This window comes from Gemmobacter sp. 24YEA27 (assembly GCF_030052995.1).
Taxonomy (GTDB): domain Bacteria; phylum Pseudomonadota; class Alphaproteobacteria; order Rhodobacterales; family Rhodobacteraceae; genus Pseudogemmobacter.
In genome coordinates this window covers 241,353-257,122 of sequence record NZ_JASJPW010000002.1, presented here as the reverse complement: position 1 = coordinate 257,122, position 15,770 = coordinate 241,353, and the positions used below count along the sequence as shown (strand labels likewise).

The following is a 15,770-nucleotide window of genomic DNA, read 5'->3' as shown; positions in this document are numbered from 1 at the left end:
TTATTCTGCCGCCTGGGCGCGACGGGTCGCACGCAGGGCTTCGGTTGCACCCAGATCGACGCCAGGCGTCACCGCGTCGGAGATGATGACGCCGTAATCCTCCTTCGCGCCCCGGATTGAGACGAGGCCGTTTTTCACATCCGTCACAACGCTTTCGACGACGCGCAGCATCGGGTCGCCATAGCCGCCGCCGCCCGGGTTCTTGTTGGTGATGCGGTCACCAGGTCTGATCACCTCGATGATGTTTTCGCGGATGGTGGTCTCAACACCGTCCTTCACCAGTTCCAGCCGCCCGACCTTTGTGTCGATAATGGTCGATCCCGCACCTGCTGCACCCACAGCCGGGATGCGGCGTCCCTCGCCAAAGGTGATGAAGGTCATGTCGTTGTTCAGAGGCTCCACCTCCCAGGCGGTGCCGGACCCGCCTCGGAATTTCCCCGCGCCGCCGCTGTCTTCCATCAGCGAATAGCGGTGGATGATGATCGGGTAGCTGTATTCCAGCAGTTCGACATCGCCGGAGGTCAGCGCGCCGAAACAGCATTCCGGCCCGCAGGCGTGCCAGCCGTCCTGGCTGGGCGTGGCGCCTGCGCCCGAGATGATCGTAGCGAGAACCATGGTGACATATTCCTCATCATGGCGCTTGTCCCAGCCCGCGATGTTCAGCCCGTTGGCATGACCCCAGGAGGCGGAAACCTTCGATGGAACGGCCTTCTCAAACGCCAGGCGCACCGCATCGGTCAGCGTCTCCATCGGCGTCGTGGTGCAGTTCATATGCGGCGCCGGTTCCTGGGCGTTGCAGATGGTGCCTTTGGGGCCGAAATCGACCGAGACGCAGCGATAGAGCCCTTCATTATAGGGCGGCGGCAGCTGTGCGAACATCATCAGCCCGAGATAGACGCCGGAATGGCTGTTCCCCTCGTAAGAGTTGATGAAATAAGGGATCTGCGGCGGCGACGAGATCGCGATATGGCAATTGTCGCCGGTGATGGTGACCTTCGCATGGATCTCGAAATCGCCAAGGCCGTGACCGGCATCTTCGAGGATTGCCATCCCTTCATAACTGCCATCAGGCACGTCAGAGATCAGGCTGCGCATCTGTTTCTCGGCCATGTTCAGAAGCATGTCGATACAGGCGTCGACCTGCTCTTCGCCGTATTTCTCCAGCATCCGGATGAGCGCGCGTTCGCCAACCTGGCAGGCGCCGATCAGGGCGTTGAAATCGCCCTCCTGGTCGCGGCGCGCGCGCATATTGGTCAGGATCATGTTCAGCACGTCCTTGCGTGGCTGACCGTGATCCCAGATCTTGACCGGCGGAATACGCAGGCATTCGGCATAGATCTCTTTGGCGTTCGGGTTATAGCCCGCCGGGACCGGTCCTCCGACATCGGTCAGATGCCCTTTGCAGACGGTCCAGTATTTCAGCCGCCCTTTCCAGAACACCGGGCGGTAGAAACAGGTATCGATCGCGTGGCTGCCACCCCAGGCCGGATCGTTATGGATGAAAAGATCACCTTCATTGATTTCTCCATCGAAATACTTCGCGACCACCTTCATCGCCGGGATCAGCGATCCGAGATGGATTGGAATATCCTGGCCCTGGAGGATCATCTCGGGCCGGTGATTGAAGAGCGCCGTCGAATAATCATGTGCCAGGTTGAAGACGAAGACCGCGCGGTCTTTTCCAGTGAAAGCGTCATTTCACGCTGTGTCGTCTCAAGAATACCGCGCACCACGGAAAGAGTGATCGGGTCAACCTCGATCTGTTTGCCTGTGGGATCCGTCATTGCAGAACCTCCCGTTGGAGGCCGCGCACCAGGGCATCGTTCGGGCGGAATGCCCGGTCGAATCGAGTGATCTCCCTGTCACGCGGCGTCTGTTGCACCGCTGTAGGGCAAAGGCTAATGCCGCTTTTCGCGCCCTGTCTTTGCTGCCTGCGCATGGAGTTTTGCGTCTGAGTGCACCGCATCGCCGGTCTGAGACGCCAGGCTTTACAGGGGATTTTCCCCATGGCCTGATGATCGGAACAGGGGGCACAATAATGAAAACCACCATCACGACCGAAGGGGTCGACCTCGCCGGAAGAAGCCGCCACTGGCATGACACCATCGCGCGTGCCTATTTCCCGCTCGACCTGACCTTCCGCCGCCCCGAGGCCTTTGACGGGGTGATCACCAACTGGCAGCTGGGCCAGGTCTCGCTGTCGCGCCTGACCTCGGACTCGCTCCTCTACCGCCGCCTGCCGCGCCATTTCCGCGAGCCGGGGCCTGAGGAATATCTGATCACCATTCCGTCGCGCTCCGAGGTGCGGTTCAGCCAGGGCGGCAAGGAGATCCGCGCCAATCCCGGTGCCTGGTTCATCGAACGCAGCCATGAGCCCTATGATTTCAGCCATGACGATCCAGCCGACCTCTGGGTGATGAAGGTCACCGCGGATATGCTCGGCGGGCGCATCCGCGCGCCCGATCGCTTTTGCAGCCTGGAATTCGACGCGACCAATGGCGCGAGCGGGTTTTTCACCGATATGGTCCATCTGATCCCGGCGCGTTACGACGCGATGAGCGAGGAGACGCGTTCGACCGTGGGACGACAGCTCGCGGATCTGCTGGCGCTGGCGATCCAGGCTGATGACCGGGTGATGCAATCGGGCGTGTCTTCGGTCCGGGCCGGTCATCTGATGCGGATCGAGGGCTTTGTGCGTCGCCATCTCGACGACCCCGATCTTGGGCCGGATTCTGTGTCTGCGGGCTGCGGCATATCGGTGCGCTATCTGCATGAAGTCCTGCGCGACACGAACACCACGCTTGGCGCCTGGATCCGCGACATGCGGCTGACGGCGGCGCAGGAGGATCTGGCGACCCCCGGCGACCGGCGTTCCATTGGTGAAATCGCCTGGACGCGGGGCTTTCCCGATCAGGCGCAATTCTCGCGCGCCTTTCGCGCCCGGTTCGGCATGACCCCGAAAGAGGCGAGCGGGCGCGGCTGAGGCGGGGGCTCTGTTGATCATATTGCGCCCCCGCTCCACCCTTCAGCGCCCGAGATGCGCGCGAAGCCGCGCCAGCGCCGCCTTACGGTCATCACGCGCGGCCAGCGCCTGATCCATCGAGACCTCGGTGAACCGCGCGGGAGAATGCGGCTGCAACTGGCCGATCAGATCCATATCTGCCGAAATCACGCAGCCCAGCATCATATAACCGCCGCCTGAGACCGCATCGCGGTGCAGCACGATGGGTTCGGTCCCGCCCGGGACCTGGATCGAGCCGTAAGGATAGCAGGCATCAACGACGTTCGAGGGGTTCGACCCCGCGCCAAAGGGCTGCTCGCGGGGCACGAAATCCAGCGCTGTGCCGCCTTTGAACCGATAGCCGATCCGGTCCGCCTCGGGCGCGACCTTCCAGGTATCTGCAAAGAACTGTTTGCCCGCCTCCGCCGTGATGCGGTGCCAGTAAAGTCCCGGCAGCATCCTGAGTTCCGCCGGATTGCCGGGCTGACGGCGCAACGCCTCCGGCACCGATCCCTTACCGCCCGTGCCCTTGCTCGCCGTGCCCTGGCCGATCGGCAGCTCGTCGCCCGCTTTCCGCTCGGCGATGAGGCGGGCGCGACGGGGCGGCTTCGCCTCGGCATGTCCTACACGGTGGCGGGCTATTTCATGGCGCGCCATGCGGCAGCGTTCCGGCGGTCTTACCCCGGAATCACGCTGGAATTGCATGAGATGTCGCGCCCGGCCATCGAGGTCGCCCTTGTGGCGGGCGATCTGGATATCGCGGTGATGCTGACCTCTAACCTCGACAATAAAGAGGAGCTGGATTTCGAGACCTTGTTCCGCTCGCGCCGCAGGCTCTGGCTCGCGACTGAACACCCATTGCTGACCGAGCCGCTGGTGCCGGTCGAGGCGGTGATCCGCGAGCCCTATATCATGCTGACGGTGGATGAGGCCGACCGCACCCAGGCGAAGTTCTGGCAAGGCTTCGGCATCCGGCCCCGGGTGATTTTCGAAACCTCATCGGTCGAAGCCGTGCGCTCGATGGTGGCGAGCGGCATGGGCGTCACCATCCTGAGCGATATGGTCTACCGGCCCTGGTCGCTTGAAGGGCAGCGGATCGAACAGCGCCCGGTCGCCGAAGGGGTGCCCCGCATGGATGTCGGGCTGAGCTGGTCGAAGGGCAGGGCGCTGTCGCCTCCCGCCCGGGTGTTTGGTGCCTTTCTCGGGCTGGCCACCGGGGGCGGCAGCTGAGATCTCAGCGGTTGCTGTCGATCCAGCGCGACAGGAGCTGACGGTCGCGGAAGCATTCATCCGGCACTGCGCGATGTTTGATCCGGGCAAGCTTTTCGGCGAATGCGACCTGTTTCGAGGTCGGCTGATTGTCCTGCACTGGTTTCAGCCCCGCCTGCGCCTCGATCCAGGCGCTGAGACTGCGGCGATCCTGCTGAACCTCCCGGGGCAGGAGGGTCTTGTTGCGCAGTGCCAGCGAGCGGGCATAGGCAATCTGGCGCGGTGTCACCGGCATGATGAAACTGGCAGCTTCCATAGCGGTCTCCCTTCTGTTCATAAAGATGAAAATAGAACATAAAGGGAACAGTTTCAAGTGTGACCCTGATCGGACCATCTGAGGGCCCGATCAACACTGCGCGAGGGGTAAACCGGCGCGTCAGTGATGCGAGGGCGCAGCCTTGTTGCCCTGGATCAGGCCCGCACCCGCCGCGAGGCCTTCGGTGAAGTCGATGGCGAGGCGCTGAATGTCATTGGTCCGCACATCCTGAATCAGATCATCGGCCTCTTCCGGGGTGTCGCCCAGCCGCACCAGTGCCGCGCGGCCAAGGGCCAGCGCCGAATCGCGGGTCTCCCGGATCTGGAAATCTGCATCTGCCTTCATCAGCGCAACCGCATGTTCCCGGTCCCAGGCGCGGGCGAAGACCGGCACCAGCGGGAATTCGTGTTTCACAAGTTCGACGATTTTCAGCGTGGCCTCGCGGTCATCGGTGGCGGCGACGATCAGGCTTGCCTCTGCCGCACCGGCATTCCTGAGGATGTCAAGCCGCGTGCCATCGCCATACCAGACGCGGAAGCCGAAATCAGCCGCGTCGCGGATCACCTGCGCATCGGAATCGATGATCGAGACCGTATAGCCGCGCTTCAGCAGCGGCTGGCTGACCATCTGGCCAAAGCGGCCAAAGCCGATCAGCAGGATATTGGCGTTCAGGCCGCTTGCTTCCTCGACCCCTTCCATCGAAACCACGGCTTTCGGCGAAAAACGGTCAAAAAGGATCATCATCAGGGGGGTAAGTGCCATCGAGCAAATGACAATCGCGGTCAGGTTCGCGTTCCATTCGGTCGTCAACACTCCGACCTGTGTCGCGGTGGCATAGAGCACGAAGGCAAATTCACCGCCCTGGGCCATAACGACCGCGCGTTCCCGCGCCTCGGCTCTCGGCGTTTTTAAAAGCCGGGCCACGCTGTAGATCACCAGCATTTTCAGGATGATATAGACCGGGACGCAAAAGGCGATCAGCGCCGCATTCTCGCGGATCACGGTGAGGTTCAGCGCCATCCCGACCCCCATGAAAAAGAGGCCGAGCAAGAGGCCCCGGAAGGGTTCCACATCTGTTTCCAGCTGGTGACGATAGCTCGATTCCGACAGGAGCACGCCCGCGAGGAAGGCGCCCATCGCCATCGAAAGCCCGCCCGCCTGCATCAATAGCGCCGCCGCCAGCACGACAAGCAGCGCGGCCGCCGTCATCACATCGCGCCCGCCAAACCGCGCCAGAAACCCAAACATCGGATCAAGCAGATAGCGCCCGGCCACAACCAGCACCACGATACAGCCAAGCCCCGCCCCGATGTCCTGCACCCGGTCCAGCACTGTGGCTTCCTCGGCGCCCGGCGCGATAAAGGCGACGATCGCCAGCAGCGGCACGATGGCGAGATCCTCGAGCAAAAGGATCGAAATGATGCGCCGCCCGGCCGGGGTCTCCATTTGCCGCCGCTCGGACAGCATCTGCATGACGACCGCGGTCGAGGTCAGCACAAAGCCGGTGCCCGCGACAAAGCTCGCCGAGGCCGGATAGCCAAGCGCCAGCCCGACGCAGGTCAGCACTGCAATGGCCCCGACCACCTGGATCAGCCCCAGCCCGAAGATCTCGCCGCGCATCGACCAGAGCCGCGAGGGCTGCATTTCAAGCCCGATCACAAACAGAAACAGAACAACACCGAGTTCTGCGACATGAATGACGGCCTCGGCATCCTCGATCACCCTGAGGCCGAATGGCCCGATCAGAAGCCCCGCGGCAAGGAACCCCAGGACCGAGCCAAGCCCGAGCCGCCTGAACAATGGCACCGCGATCACCGCCGCAGCCAGAAGAATGACAATGGTGGTCAGATCGACCCCGCCGCCGTGAAGCGCAGCCGCGTCGGCCGCCCCTGCCACCTGTTCCGCCATCTGCGGTTCTCCTGTTGCAATCGTAAGCCGAGCCACAACCATTCGGGCAACGGATCACATACCTGTGACCGGGGAAATGTTAGCTGTATTCCAGAGACACGGCGAGAGAGATTTCACCGGCGCCGCGCGGAGCATCGCAAATGTGTCTGAAGACGCTGTAAACGGTCGCGTTGTCGTGGCAGGTGCCGTGGCGGTGCATGGAATGCGCGCGATGATGGGCTCGCAGGGCCTCCCATAGCGCGCCCTTCGGCTTGCGCCACCAGGCCGCCCGTGCGGAGCAGCTCGGACGATATCAGGTCTCTGCGAGGTTTACATCGACCAGCCGCTCAGATGCCGGGACGGAGGTCGATGAGCACAGCGGGCCAGCCAGATCTTTCCTGCGTGAAGCTTTGATCAGGGTGTCGCGCGGAAATATATGCCTGACCCGCATGGCGGTCTTGCCTCCTGACCTGAAAGAGACGCCGCCCCGTTGCGGGCGGCGTCCTGTCACGATGGCATTGGCAGCACCGACAGAGCGATACTGCGGTCCAGCGCCTCGAAGGTGTTGAGGCGAATCACATCGTAAAGCTCGGTCCTTGTCTGCATCTCCGGGATCATCGCCGTCGTCGCCCCGTCACGGGCAAGCGCCGCATAGAGCCGTTCCTGCGCCTTGTTCGCAACGCGCAGCGACGAAACCGGCCAGATCACCATATCATAGCCGAGCGCCTCGAATTCCTGCGCGCTCAAAGCGGGCGTGCGGCCAAACTCGGTCATATTGGCAAGGAGCCTCACCCCGGGCAGCGCCGCCCGCATCTCGCGAAACATCTCGATACTGGTCAGTGCCTCGGGAAAGATCGCGTGGGCCCCGGCTTCGACATATAGCTTTGCCCGCGCTACCGCGCCCTCCAGCCCCTCTGACGCCACCGCATCGGTGCGGGCGATCACCACCAGATCGCGCGCCGCCCGGGCGGCGGCGGCAACTTTGGCGGCCATATCCGATGCCGGGGCGAGTTTTTTATCGTTCAGATGGCCGCATTTCTTGGGCAGAAGCTGGTCTTCCAGATGCACCGCCTTCTTTGCTAGGTCGTGTTGACAAAAGGGATTCCGCTGGCATTCGTCCTATGATTCAAGCTCATCTCTACGTGGGAGATGAGCTTGGCACGCAACCTGATATCCGACGATGAGTGGACCTTCTTCGAGGGCTTCATTCGTGCCGCCCGGCACTCTAACGGGCGGAAACCTGCGGACCATCGTCTTGTTCTCGATGGAATTTTCTGGATCACAAGGACTGGTGCGCCATGGCGTGATCTGCCCAAAGAGTTTGGCAAGTGGTCCTCGGTCTACCGTCAGTTCCGCCGGTGGACTTTGGCGGGATTGTGGGAGGATATCCTGGATGCGCTGAACCACGCTGGGATCGCGCCAGACAAGCTCCAGATGGTCGACAGCACTGTGATCCGCGCTCATCATCATGCGGCGGGCGCAAAAGGGGGACTGCTGACAAGAGGCTCCTGGCCGTTCGAGAGCGTCCGGTGGGAAAACGATCCACTGGATCGTTTTCTGGACCACCTTCCACTTCTCGACCAAGATCCATCTCCGCGTCAACGGCGCAGGCCTCCCGATGAGGACCGAGATCACGCCTGGGCAGGATTCCGACTACACCGGCTATGATCTGGTGATGGCTGACAATCTGCCCCAACCGACAGTTCTGGTCGCCGACAGGGGCTATGGCTCTGATAAAATTCGGGAAGACATCGAGAGCCGCAACGCCCTGCCCATGATACCGACGCGAAAGAACCGAAGGGTGCGCAAGGCTGTCGACATGACCATCTATACCCTGCGCAACATGGTCGAGCGCTGCTTCAACAAGCTGAAAAACAGCCGCCGCCTTGCAACCCGCTACGACAAAACCGCCGAAAGCTTCCTGGGCTTCGTCGACGTCGCCTGCATCAGGCTCTGGCTCCGTCATTTGTCAACATGACCTAAGGAGAGGTTTGGGGATGAATTTGATCCCGAAATGCTATCCGGAAAGCCTTACAATTTCTTAGATGAAGGTGTTGAAAATCTTCTGCCTCCGCCCCCACCACAATGAACAAGGCGGACAATCAGATAGAAAAACACTCTGTCTGACTTTCAAATTCAACTACAAATCAGGTGAGATATGTCACAAGATGGAATGCTCTGTGGGTTTTGTGGAACGGAAGTGATGAGCGGGTTCACTATCTGCAAAGGGTGTGGGGCGAATTATCGCAGCAGCCATGCATTGTCCAAAGTCGGCGCTGCGGTCGGGATGTTTGGTTTGTTTGGCATGACGGCAAATGTTGCGGTTGGCATAACCATCATCTTGATCGGCATTGGAATATATTTCATTCCACTACCGAAGCGGTGGTATCGCCGGAATGACTGATCGCTGCCAATGATCTGATGGAGTAAACACATGAAAACACTGAATGTCACATCGACGCTTGCGGGTATCGTGGTAAGCATGGCTCTTGCTTCGCCGTCCATGGTCGATGCGTGGGCATATGCGGGCGATAGCAGTGACAAGAAGGACTATACTTAGGGTCAGGACTCGTTGTTGTTTCATAGCCAGAAGATGATGGTTGCGGCGAGGGCGATTGCCGAGAGGAACACCTTTGGGCACCTGTCATATCGCGTTGCGACCCGCCGCCAGTCCTTCAGTCTGCCGAACATGATCTCGATCCGATTTCGGCGCTTGTAGCGGCGTTTGTCATATTTGACGGGCTTGGCTCGGGATTTCCTGCCCGGGATGCACGGCTTTATCCCCTTGTCTTTTAAGGCCTCTCGGAACCAGTCTGCATCGTATCCACGGTCTGCAAGCAGCCAGTCAGCGGGTGGCAGGCCGCTCAGCAACGCGGCGGCCCCAGTGTAGTCACTGACCTGGCCTGCGGTCATGAAGAACCGGATCGGGCGTCCCGTCGTGTCAGCCACGGCGTGCAGTTTGCTGTTCATCCCGCCTTTGGTTCGACCGATTGCGCGCCCCCGTCTGTCGTCTGCGCCCCCTTTTTTATCCGCAGGCTGGAGGCCGTGCGGTGCGCCTTCAAATATGTGGCGTCGATCATCACCGTCGTCGGAACCGCCGCCTCTGCCGCCAGGCCATGCATCATGCGGGCGAACACACCCCGGTCGCTCCACCGCTTCCATCGGTTGTAGAGGGTTTTCGCAGGACCGTATTCCCTGGGTGCATCTCGCCACCGTAACCCATTGCGATTTATAAATATAATACCGCTCAAAACGCGACGATCATCGACACGCGGCTTTCCATGACTCTTCGGAAAAAACGGCTCAAGACGCGCCATCTGCGCATCCGTCAGCCAGTAAAGGTTGCTCATTCATCAGTCTCCTTGCGGAGCCTGAATCAGACTGAAACCCCAACATCAATGGGTCCTGACCCTAGGATGTGTGGGCCAATTCACGAAAAACGCTAACCCCAAACCTGCAAAGGCACGTAAGCGGCCTCCTGCGGAAAGGAAGGAGTCATGAATCCCAATAAAAACAATCACAATGCAATGGTAAACCGTGCCGTAATATATGCGAGAGTGTCAAGTGCTGCGCAGGTCTCTAAAGGCCATGGAATGGTCTCGCAAGAAACCCGATGCCGAGAATTTGCGCGGATGAAAGGATACGAAATTGCCGAGGTGTTCACCGACGGTGCTGTGACGGGTGGCCTGATTGACCGCCCCGGCATGTCGGCCATGCTGGCATGGCTGAATGCTCGGAAGAAGTCTGGCTCTTACGTCGTGCTGATTGACGACATCTCGCGCCTAGCGCGGGACGTAAAGGCGCATCTTGAATTGCGCAGCGCGATCTCAGCTGCGGGCGCACGGCTCGAAAGCCCTTCCATTGAGTTTGGCGAGGATTCTGACTCCATTCTGGTTGAGAACCTGCTCGCCAGTGTCTCGCAGCACCAGCGACAGAAGAATGCTGAACAGACCCGAAATAGGATGAGGGCACGCATTCAGAGCGGATTCTGGCCGTTCATTTCCTGCGCAGGCTACAAGTTCAGACACAGTCCGGGAGAAGGCAAAATCCTCGTACGTGATGAGCCTGTGGCCTCAATCATTCAGGAAGGGCTTGAAGGTTATGCTTCTGGTCGCTTTCAGCAGCAGAGCGAGGTCAAACGCTTCTTTGAATCCTGTCCGGCCTTTCCGGGCAAGAACAAGCGCGGGGAAGTGCGCAATGAGCTTGTGAAGCAGATGCTCACGAAGTCGCTCTATGCGGGTTACGTCGAAGCGCCCGACTGGGGGGTGCCGCTGACCAAGGGTAGGCATGAAGGCTTGATCGACTTCGCGACCTTTGAGCGCATCCAAGCCCGCTTGAAAGAGGGGGCGCGTACCCGTGCGCGTCGATGTGTCGGCTGACTTCCCCTTGCGTGGTGCCATTGCCTGTGCGTGTTGTGGCAGGCCGTTCACGGCCTCATGGTGCCGCAGCAAGACGGGTGAGCGTCACCCTTACTATCTGTGCTTCACCAAGGGCTGTGAGCGCCGCAACAAGCATATCCGGCGTGATCTGGTCGAGCGGCAGTTTGTTGCCATACTCGACACGCTGACGCCTGCGCCCAAACTGTTCACGCTGGCTCATGCCATGTTCAAAGATGCGTGGACGCAGCGCATGGCTCAGGCCAAGGCCGTGGCAAAGACCTATGAGCGTGAGATCGCTAAGGTGGAAACCCAGATTGAGGGGCTGCTTGATCGGATCGTTGATACTACGTCTCAAAGTGTGGTTACCGCCTACGAGAAGCGGATTCACAGCCTTGAGCGCAGTAAGGTTGCTCTTGAGGAAAAGCGTGCACGCAGCACCCAGCGGCATGGGACCTTTGAGGAGTTGTTCGAACTCGCCTTCGGATTCCTCTCAAACCCTTCAAAAATATGGAATCTCGGCAGAATTGAGTGTCAGAAACTGGTGCTGAAATTGGCGTTTTGCGATAGGCTGGAATACGCGCCCGAAACGGGGTTTCGAACCCCGAAAACGTCCTTACCCTTCAATATGTTAGGGAATGTTTCGCCTAGTAAATGCGAAATGGCGGACAGTGAGTGCGTCAGATTCGATCCATAATATGATATTATTATTCAATAACAATAGCTTAAAATATAATGGTGCAGCAGTTTGTGCAGCATAATGTGTAGCAAAAGTAACTGGTCAGTTCCAGCTTCTATTACACTGACCGATCCGCCCGCCAAACCCACACTCGTGGCAAAAGTGACATTTTGTCACGAGTGGGCGCACTACCCTGCCTTCATGAACCGACAAGCGCTATTCGGTAGCAAACTATCAACGGTGCCGCATTCGTCCCCGGCCGAGGCTGTGTCAAAACTGGGTTCCGGAGCTGCGATGGAGAATGATATTCCAAAACGAAGGTCCTGTGCTCGCATCGGTGCGAATCGGCGACCTATTATTGGCTTCGTAATGGAATTTCATTCTGCGTCACTGCCATAAAGTCGAGTTTTGACACACCCTCGGCCGAGCCTGTGTCAAAACTCATCCATGGCCCGCTGACTCTGGAACAATGTTCCATGATAGTGCAATAGGAGGGAGTATCGTTCAATCGCCGCGCATGATATCCACTTCAAACAGAAAATCGTTCGTCGCTGTTGAGGGGATTTTTGGTTTTGACAAAGGCTCGGCCCATAGCGGCCGGTCAGGCCATCCCGATGCTGTACTGCAGCATTCCCATAAACTGACATTCGACTGGCAGCGCAGCGAAGCCACGGCCAAGATGACAGCTTTGTCCCGCCGAGCAGTCACTGGTAATGGTGCGCAATGGACCTACCAACGGATCTTAAGCGAACACAATAGAGGCTACGAGTGCTGGCTTGTGTACGGTCCTTACATCCTCCGTGCTGAAAATGAAGTAGCGCTCAGTTCTCCGATACGACGTATTGCCGGATTGGCTCCTACCGCTCTGACCTGTCCTACCCTGGGCTGAACTGAGGCAGGAAAACCCGAATCTGTAATAAGTGTTATCGCATCCCGGCAGATTGTCAGGTGGTGAGGAATGGCGTTGACTGCTTCCGGGTAAACGAAAACTACACTTGCTAGGAGTAGCTGCCGTCATGGATCTGGGAAACAGAGTGTCAATTTATCAGCCCGTGCAGCCGGGGCTTAAGTACCCCGAATTGCGCGAATTTGAGAGCTTCGAAAAGGAACGCTTTCATCGCAAAGAGCGTCTGATCATCGCCTGCCGTGCCTTTGCGAAGGAAGGTTTCGAGTACGGGTTTGCCGGCCATCTGACCGTGCGTGACCCCGAGCGCCCCGAGCTCTACTGGACCAATCCGATGGCCGTGGCCTTCGACGAGGTCCGGATGTCGAACCTTATCCTCGTAGATCACGAAGGTATGGTTGTTGAAGGTGATTATGCCGTAAACCGGGCCGGATTTATCCTGCATGCCAATGTGCATGAGGCGCACCCGGATATCATCGCAATGTGCCATGCCCATACTCTTTATGGTACGGCCTTTGCTGCTTTGGGCCGGCCGCTCGAACCTGTGACCCAGGATGCCTGCGCTTTCTACAATGATCACACCGTGATCGGTGCTTCGGCGGGCGCTGTAGCTGTCGAACACAAATCGGGTCAGAGCGTCGCAGAGGCATTTCGCGGCGTGAAGGCCGCGATCCATCAGAACCATGGCCTTCTGACCGCCAGCCGCCATTCGATCGATTCTGCGGCTTTCTGGTTCATCGCGCTGGAGCGGTGCTGCCACCAACAGCTGATGCTGGATGCAAGCGGGCACAAGCCATTCCTCGTGCCCGAGGACCGTGCCAATTACAGCAGGGAACATGTCGGCTCGGACTATATCGGCTGGCTGCACTTCCAGCCGATCGTCGAGCAGATCAAGCGCGACAATCCTGACATCTACGCCTGACCCGGAATGCCCGGCGCAAGCGCCGGGCATATCTGTATCTGAGATAGAGGGATGATCATGGAAAAATACCAAAACTTTGTCGACGGTGCCTTCGTTGACGCCGACTCGGCGATCCTTGTCGATGTCGTTAACCCGGCGACCTGCGCGGTCATTGCGCAGGTGCCGGAATCTTCGGCCGAGGATGTCTGTTTCGCCGTCAGGGCGGCGAAGGATGCCTTTCCTGCCTGGTCGCGGCTTTCACATTCTCAGCGGGCAGTCTACCTGCGCAGGATTGCGACGAAGATCCGCGAGCGGGTGACGATGCTGGCCGAAGTCATCTCGCGCGAACAGGGGAAGGTGCTTCCACTTGCGACACATGAGGTGAATCTCGCCGCGAATTATCTGGACTATGTCGCGGAATGGGCTTTGCGGATCGAGGGCGAGATCGTCTCAAGCGAAGTGCCCGGTGAAATGATCCTGCTGCAGCGCAAACCGATCGGTGTCGTTGGTGCCATTCTGCCTTGGAATTTCCCGTTCTTCCTGATTGCCAGAAAGGTGGCTCCCGCCATTCTGACCGGAAACACGGTTGTCGTGAAATCAAGCGAGGAAACCCCCATCAATGCCGCACTCTTCGCCCGGATTCTGGCGGAGGTGGAACTGCCGCGCGGTGTGGTCAACATCATCAGCGGCCGCGGTGGCACAACGGGCAGTGCGCTGTCCTCGCATCGCGATGTCGGGCTTATCAGCTTCACCGGCTCGGTCTCGACAGGGATGAGCATTATGGCCGCAGCGGCACACAATCTGACGCGGGTAAACTTGGAACTGGGTGGCAAAGCACCCGCGATTGTTATGAATGACGCTGATCTCGATGTGGCGGTGAAGGCAATTCACGAATCCCGCATCGCGAATACCGGCCAGCTCTGCAATTGCCCCGAGCGGATCTATGTGCAGCGCGGTGTGCTTGATGCGTTCAATGACAGGATCGCTAAAGTCATGGCTGGGACGACCTATGGTGATCCCTTCGGCAAAACCGAAGTGATGATGGGGCCGCTGATCAATGAAGCCGCCCTGCGCAAGATCGACGGTCTTGTCAGCGAGGCGAAGGCGGGTGGTGCCGAAGCCTTGGTCGGCGGTCGGATCTGCCGCAGCCAGCCCGGCTATCACTATGAGCCGACCGTGCTGATCAACTGCAATTCCGAAATGGACATCATGCGGCGCGAGATCTTTGGTCCCGTTCTGCCGATCCAGGCCGTGGACGATCTGGACGAGGCGATCAGTCTGGCCAATGCGTCGGATTACGGGCTGACATCATCGATCTTCACCCGTGATCTGGCCAGCGCCATGCATGCCGCCCGCGAGTTGCAGTTCGGCGAAACCTTTATCAATCGCAACAACTTCGAAGCAATTCAGGGTTTCCACGCCGGCCGCAAGAAGTCGGGTATTGGAGGCACTGACGGCAAGCACGGGCTCTATGCCTATACGGAGACACACATCGTCTACATGCAGGCCTGAGACTGCCAGGAACCAATGATACAAGAGGGAGGATAACATGTATCGCACTTTCATCGGGGGCGCTCTGAGTGCGCTTGCCCTGTCCGCGGCCGCCGCATCGGCAAGAGACATCACTGTGACCTGGATTGCCGGCAACGCCGCGCTCCAGACCGAACACCGCATCCGGACGGCTTCAATCAGCATGTCGCCGATACCGGGGTAGAGGGCTGGAACGTCACCTATCTGGACAGCGCCGGTTCGGCCGAGAAAGTGGCGAACAATATTCAGGATGCGGTGTCTCGCGGTTCGGATTTTATCGTGGTGACGGTGGCTGATCTGCGTGCCTCGGAAAGCGCATTGGCGGATGCCGAGAAAGCCGGAATCCCGGTATTCACCGCAGACAGTGGCTGGATTCCAGGCGTTGTTACCGATGTGACCACCAATAACTGGCAAATGGCTTCTGAAGTCACGCTGGCGCTGGTGGGGAAAATGCGGGGCAGGGGCAATCTGGTTGTTCTGACCGCCTCGGGGATTAAGCCCGTGCGCGAGCGCACCGACACGCTGCGTGCGATTCTGAACGAATACCCCAATATCAGGATCATCGCTGAACATGATCTGAATGTTGCGAACTTCTATCAGGATGCGATGAACGCAACACAGGATATTGCAACCCGGTTTGGCGATGATGTCGATGCCGTATGGGCCCCTGGGACGAACCGGCCCAGGCCGCAGTGACAGCGCTTGCGGCTGCAGGACTGACAGATGTGCCGGTCAGCGGCATGGATGGTCATCAGACCGCGCTGGATGCGATCTGTGCGGAAAACAGCAGCTTTCTCGTCACCGGTCGTCAGCAATTTGAGGTCTGGGGTGCCAGGCTTGCAACCAGCATCAAACGGGTTGCCGAAGATGGCGAGGCGCCCGAGGCGGTTAAGATCTCGGATATCGAGTATCTGCCGGCTACGCTCTTCACCAGAGCCAACTGCGAATGACAGGACTGCAGGGGGCG

At 59.3% G+C, this 15,770-nt stretch carries 13 protein-coding genes and 3 pseudogenes; 9 read left to right on the top strand and 7 right to left on the bottom strand.

The window, feature by feature from the left end; genetic code table 11:
• Together QNO18_RS18805 and QNO18_RS18800 are read right to left on the bottom strand one after the other, a co-directional pair.
• Positions 1-1,608 carry a hydantoinase B/oxoprolinase family protein gene (locus QNO18_RS18805; protein WP_283179075.1) on the bottom strand — a complete coding sequence of 536 codons (1,608 nt, stop codon included), beginning with the start codon at positions 1,606-1,608 and terminating at the stop codon, positions 1-3.
• Positions 1,605-1,784, bottom strand: a complete 180-nt coding sequence (locus tag QNO18_RS18800; protein WP_283179074.1) for a hypothetical protein — start codon at positions 1,782-1,784, stop codon at positions 1,605-1,607. Before QNO18_RS18800 ends, QNO18_RS18805 begins: the two co-directional genes overlap by 4 nt.
• A gap of 254 nt (positions 1,785-2,038) precedes the next feature.
• Here QNO18_RS18800 and QNO18_RS18795 point away from each other — a divergent pair, with 254 nt between their 5' ends.
• Positions 2,039-2,983 (top strand): AraC family transcriptional regulator, encoded by a 945-nt coding sequence (locus tag QNO18_RS18795; RefSeq protein WP_283179073.1) that lies wholly within the window; start codon positions 2,039-2,041, stop codon positions 2,981-2,983.
• Positions 2,984-3,025: 42 nt separating this feature from the next.
• Here the strand turns inward: QNO18_RS18795 and QNO18_RS18790 are convergent.
• Positions 3,026-3,571: pseudogene (locus QNO18_RS18790) on the bottom strand (allophanate hydrolase); the annotation flags it as partial.
• Positions 3,572-3,619: 48 nt separating this feature from the next.
• Here QNO18_RS18790 and QNO18_RS18785 point away from each other — a divergent pair.
• Entirely contained in the window at positions 3,620-4,231 is a 612-nt protein-coding gene (locus QNO18_RS18785; RefSeq protein ID WP_283179072.1) for a LysR substrate-binding domain-containing protein, read from the top strand.
• A 4-nt stretch (positions 4,232-4,235) separates the two neighbouring features.
• Here QNO18_RS18785 and QNO18_RS18780 read toward each other — a convergent pair whose 3' ends face one another.
• The 3 genes and pseudogenes from QNO18_RS18780 to QNO18_RS18770 all read right to left on the bottom strand — a co-directional run.
• A complete protein-coding gene (locus QNO18_RS18780; protein WP_283179071.1) occupies positions 4,236-4,526 on the bottom strand; it encodes a hypothetical protein in 291 nt (96 codons plus the stop codon).
• A gap of 120 nt (positions 4,527-4,646) precedes the next feature.
• Positions 4,647-6,434, bottom strand: a complete 1,788-nt coding sequence (locus QNO18_RS18775) for a monovalent cation:proton antiporter-2 (CPA2) family protein (protein WP_283179070.1) — start codon at positions 6,432-6,434, stop codon at positions 4,647-4,649.
• Between the two features lie 486 nt (positions 6,435-6,920).
• Positions 6,921-7,484: pseudogene (locus QNO18_RS18770) on the bottom strand (isocitrate lyase/phosphoenolpyruvate mutase family protein); the annotation flags it as partial.
• A 78-nt stretch (positions 7,485-7,562) separates the two neighbouring features.
• Here QNO18_RS18770 and QNO18_RS18765 point away from each other — a divergent pair.
• A protein-coding gene (locus QNO18_RS18765) for an IS5 family transposase (protein ID WP_283179069.1) occupies positions 7,563-8,391 on the top strand; the annotation gives its coding sequence in 2 pieces (ribosomal slippage) (positions 7,563-7,910 and positions 7,912-8,391; 828 coding nt in all).
• A 602-nt stretch (positions 8,392-8,993) separates the two neighbouring features.
• Here the strand turns inward: QNO18_RS18765 and QNO18_RS18760 are convergent.
• A pseudogene (locus tag QNO18_RS18760) lies at positions 8,994-9,763 on the bottom strand (IS5 family transposase).
• Positions 9,764-9,910: 147 nt separating this feature from the next.
• Between QNO18_RS18760 and QNO18_RS18755 the strand changes: the two are divergent.
• The 6 genes from QNO18_RS18755 (at position 9,911) to QNO18_RS18730 (ending at position 15,753) form a co-directional block, all read left to right on the top strand.
• Entirely contained in the window at positions 9,911-10,792 is an 882-nt protein-coding gene (locus tag QNO18_RS18755) for a recombinase family protein (protein ID WP_283179068.1), read from the top strand.
• Complete coding sequence (locus QNO18_RS18750; RefSeq protein ID WP_283179067.1) at positions 10,770-11,486, top strand: recombinase zinc beta ribbon domain-containing protein; 717 nt, start codon at positions 10,770-10,772, stop codon at positions 11,484-11,486. Before QNO18_RS18755 ends, QNO18_RS18750 begins: the two co-directional genes overlap by 23 nt.
• A 1,016-nt stretch (positions 11,487-12,502) precedes the next feature.
• Positions 12,503-13,294 (top strand): class II aldolase/adducin family protein, encoded by a 792-nt coding sequence (locus QNO18_RS18745; protein WP_283179066.1) that lies wholly within the window; start codon positions 12,503-12,505, stop codon positions 13,292-13,294.
• 57 nt (positions 13,295-13,351) lie between these two features.
• Complete coding sequence (gene aldA, locus QNO18_RS18740) at positions 13,352-14,785, top strand: aldehyde dehydrogenase (RefSeq protein WP_283179065.1); 1,434 nt, start codon at positions 13,352-13,354, stop codon at positions 14,783-14,785.
• 96 nt (positions 14,786-14,881) lie between these two features.
• Positions 14,882-15,499 (top strand): sugar ABC transporter substrate-binding protein, encoded by a 618-nt coding sequence (locus tag QNO18_RS18735; protein ID WP_349293907.1) that lies wholly within the window; start codon positions 14,882-14,884, stop codon positions 15,497-15,499.
• Positions 15,463-15,753, top strand: a complete 291-nt coding sequence (locus QNO18_RS18730; protein ID WP_283179064.1) for a hypothetical protein — start codon at positions 15,463-15,465, stop codon at positions 15,751-15,753. The genes QNO18_RS18735 and QNO18_RS18730 overlap by 37 nt, the downstream gene beginning before the upstream one ends.
• Positions 15,754-15,770: the final 17 nt, after the last annotated feature.

Bases quoted from the DNA above. Each gene is read 5' to 3' on its own strand.
- QNO18_RS18805 (WP_283179075.1), bottom strand. From the start codon at position 1,608: ATGATCCTCCAGGGCCAGGATATTCCAATCCATCTCGGATCGCTGATC.
- QNO18_RS18800 (WP_283179074.1), bottom strand. From the start codon at position 1,784: ATGACGGATCCCACAGGCAAACAGATCGAGGTTGACCCGATCACTCTT.
- QNO18_RS18795 (WP_283179073.1), top strand. From the start codon at position 2,039: ATGAAAACCACCATCACGACCGAAGGGGTCGACCTCGCCGGAAGAAGC.
- QNO18_RS18785 (WP_283179072.1), top strand. From the start codon at position 3,620: ATGTCCTACACGGTGGCGGGCTATTTCATGGCGCGCCATGCGGCAGCG.
- QNO18_RS18780 (WP_283179071.1), bottom strand. From the start codon at position 4,526: ATGGAAGCTGCCAGTTTCATCATGCCGGTGACACCGCGCCAGATTGCC.
- QNO18_RS18775 (WP_283179070.1), bottom strand. From the start codon at position 6,434: ATGGCGGAACAGGTGGCAGGGGCGGCCGACGCGGCTGCGCTTCACGGC.
- QNO18_RS18755 (WP_283179068.1), top strand. From the start codon at position 9,911: ATGAATCCCAATAAAAACAATCACAATGCAATGGTAAACCGTGCCGTA.
- aldA (WP_283179065.1), top strand. From the start codon at position 13,352: ATGGAAAAATACCAAAACTTTGTCGACGGTGCCTTCGTTGACGCCGAC.
- QNO18_RS18730 (WP_283179064.1), top strand. From the start codon at position 15,463: ATGGGCCCCTGGGACGAACCGGCCCAGGCCGCAGTGACAGCGCTTGCG.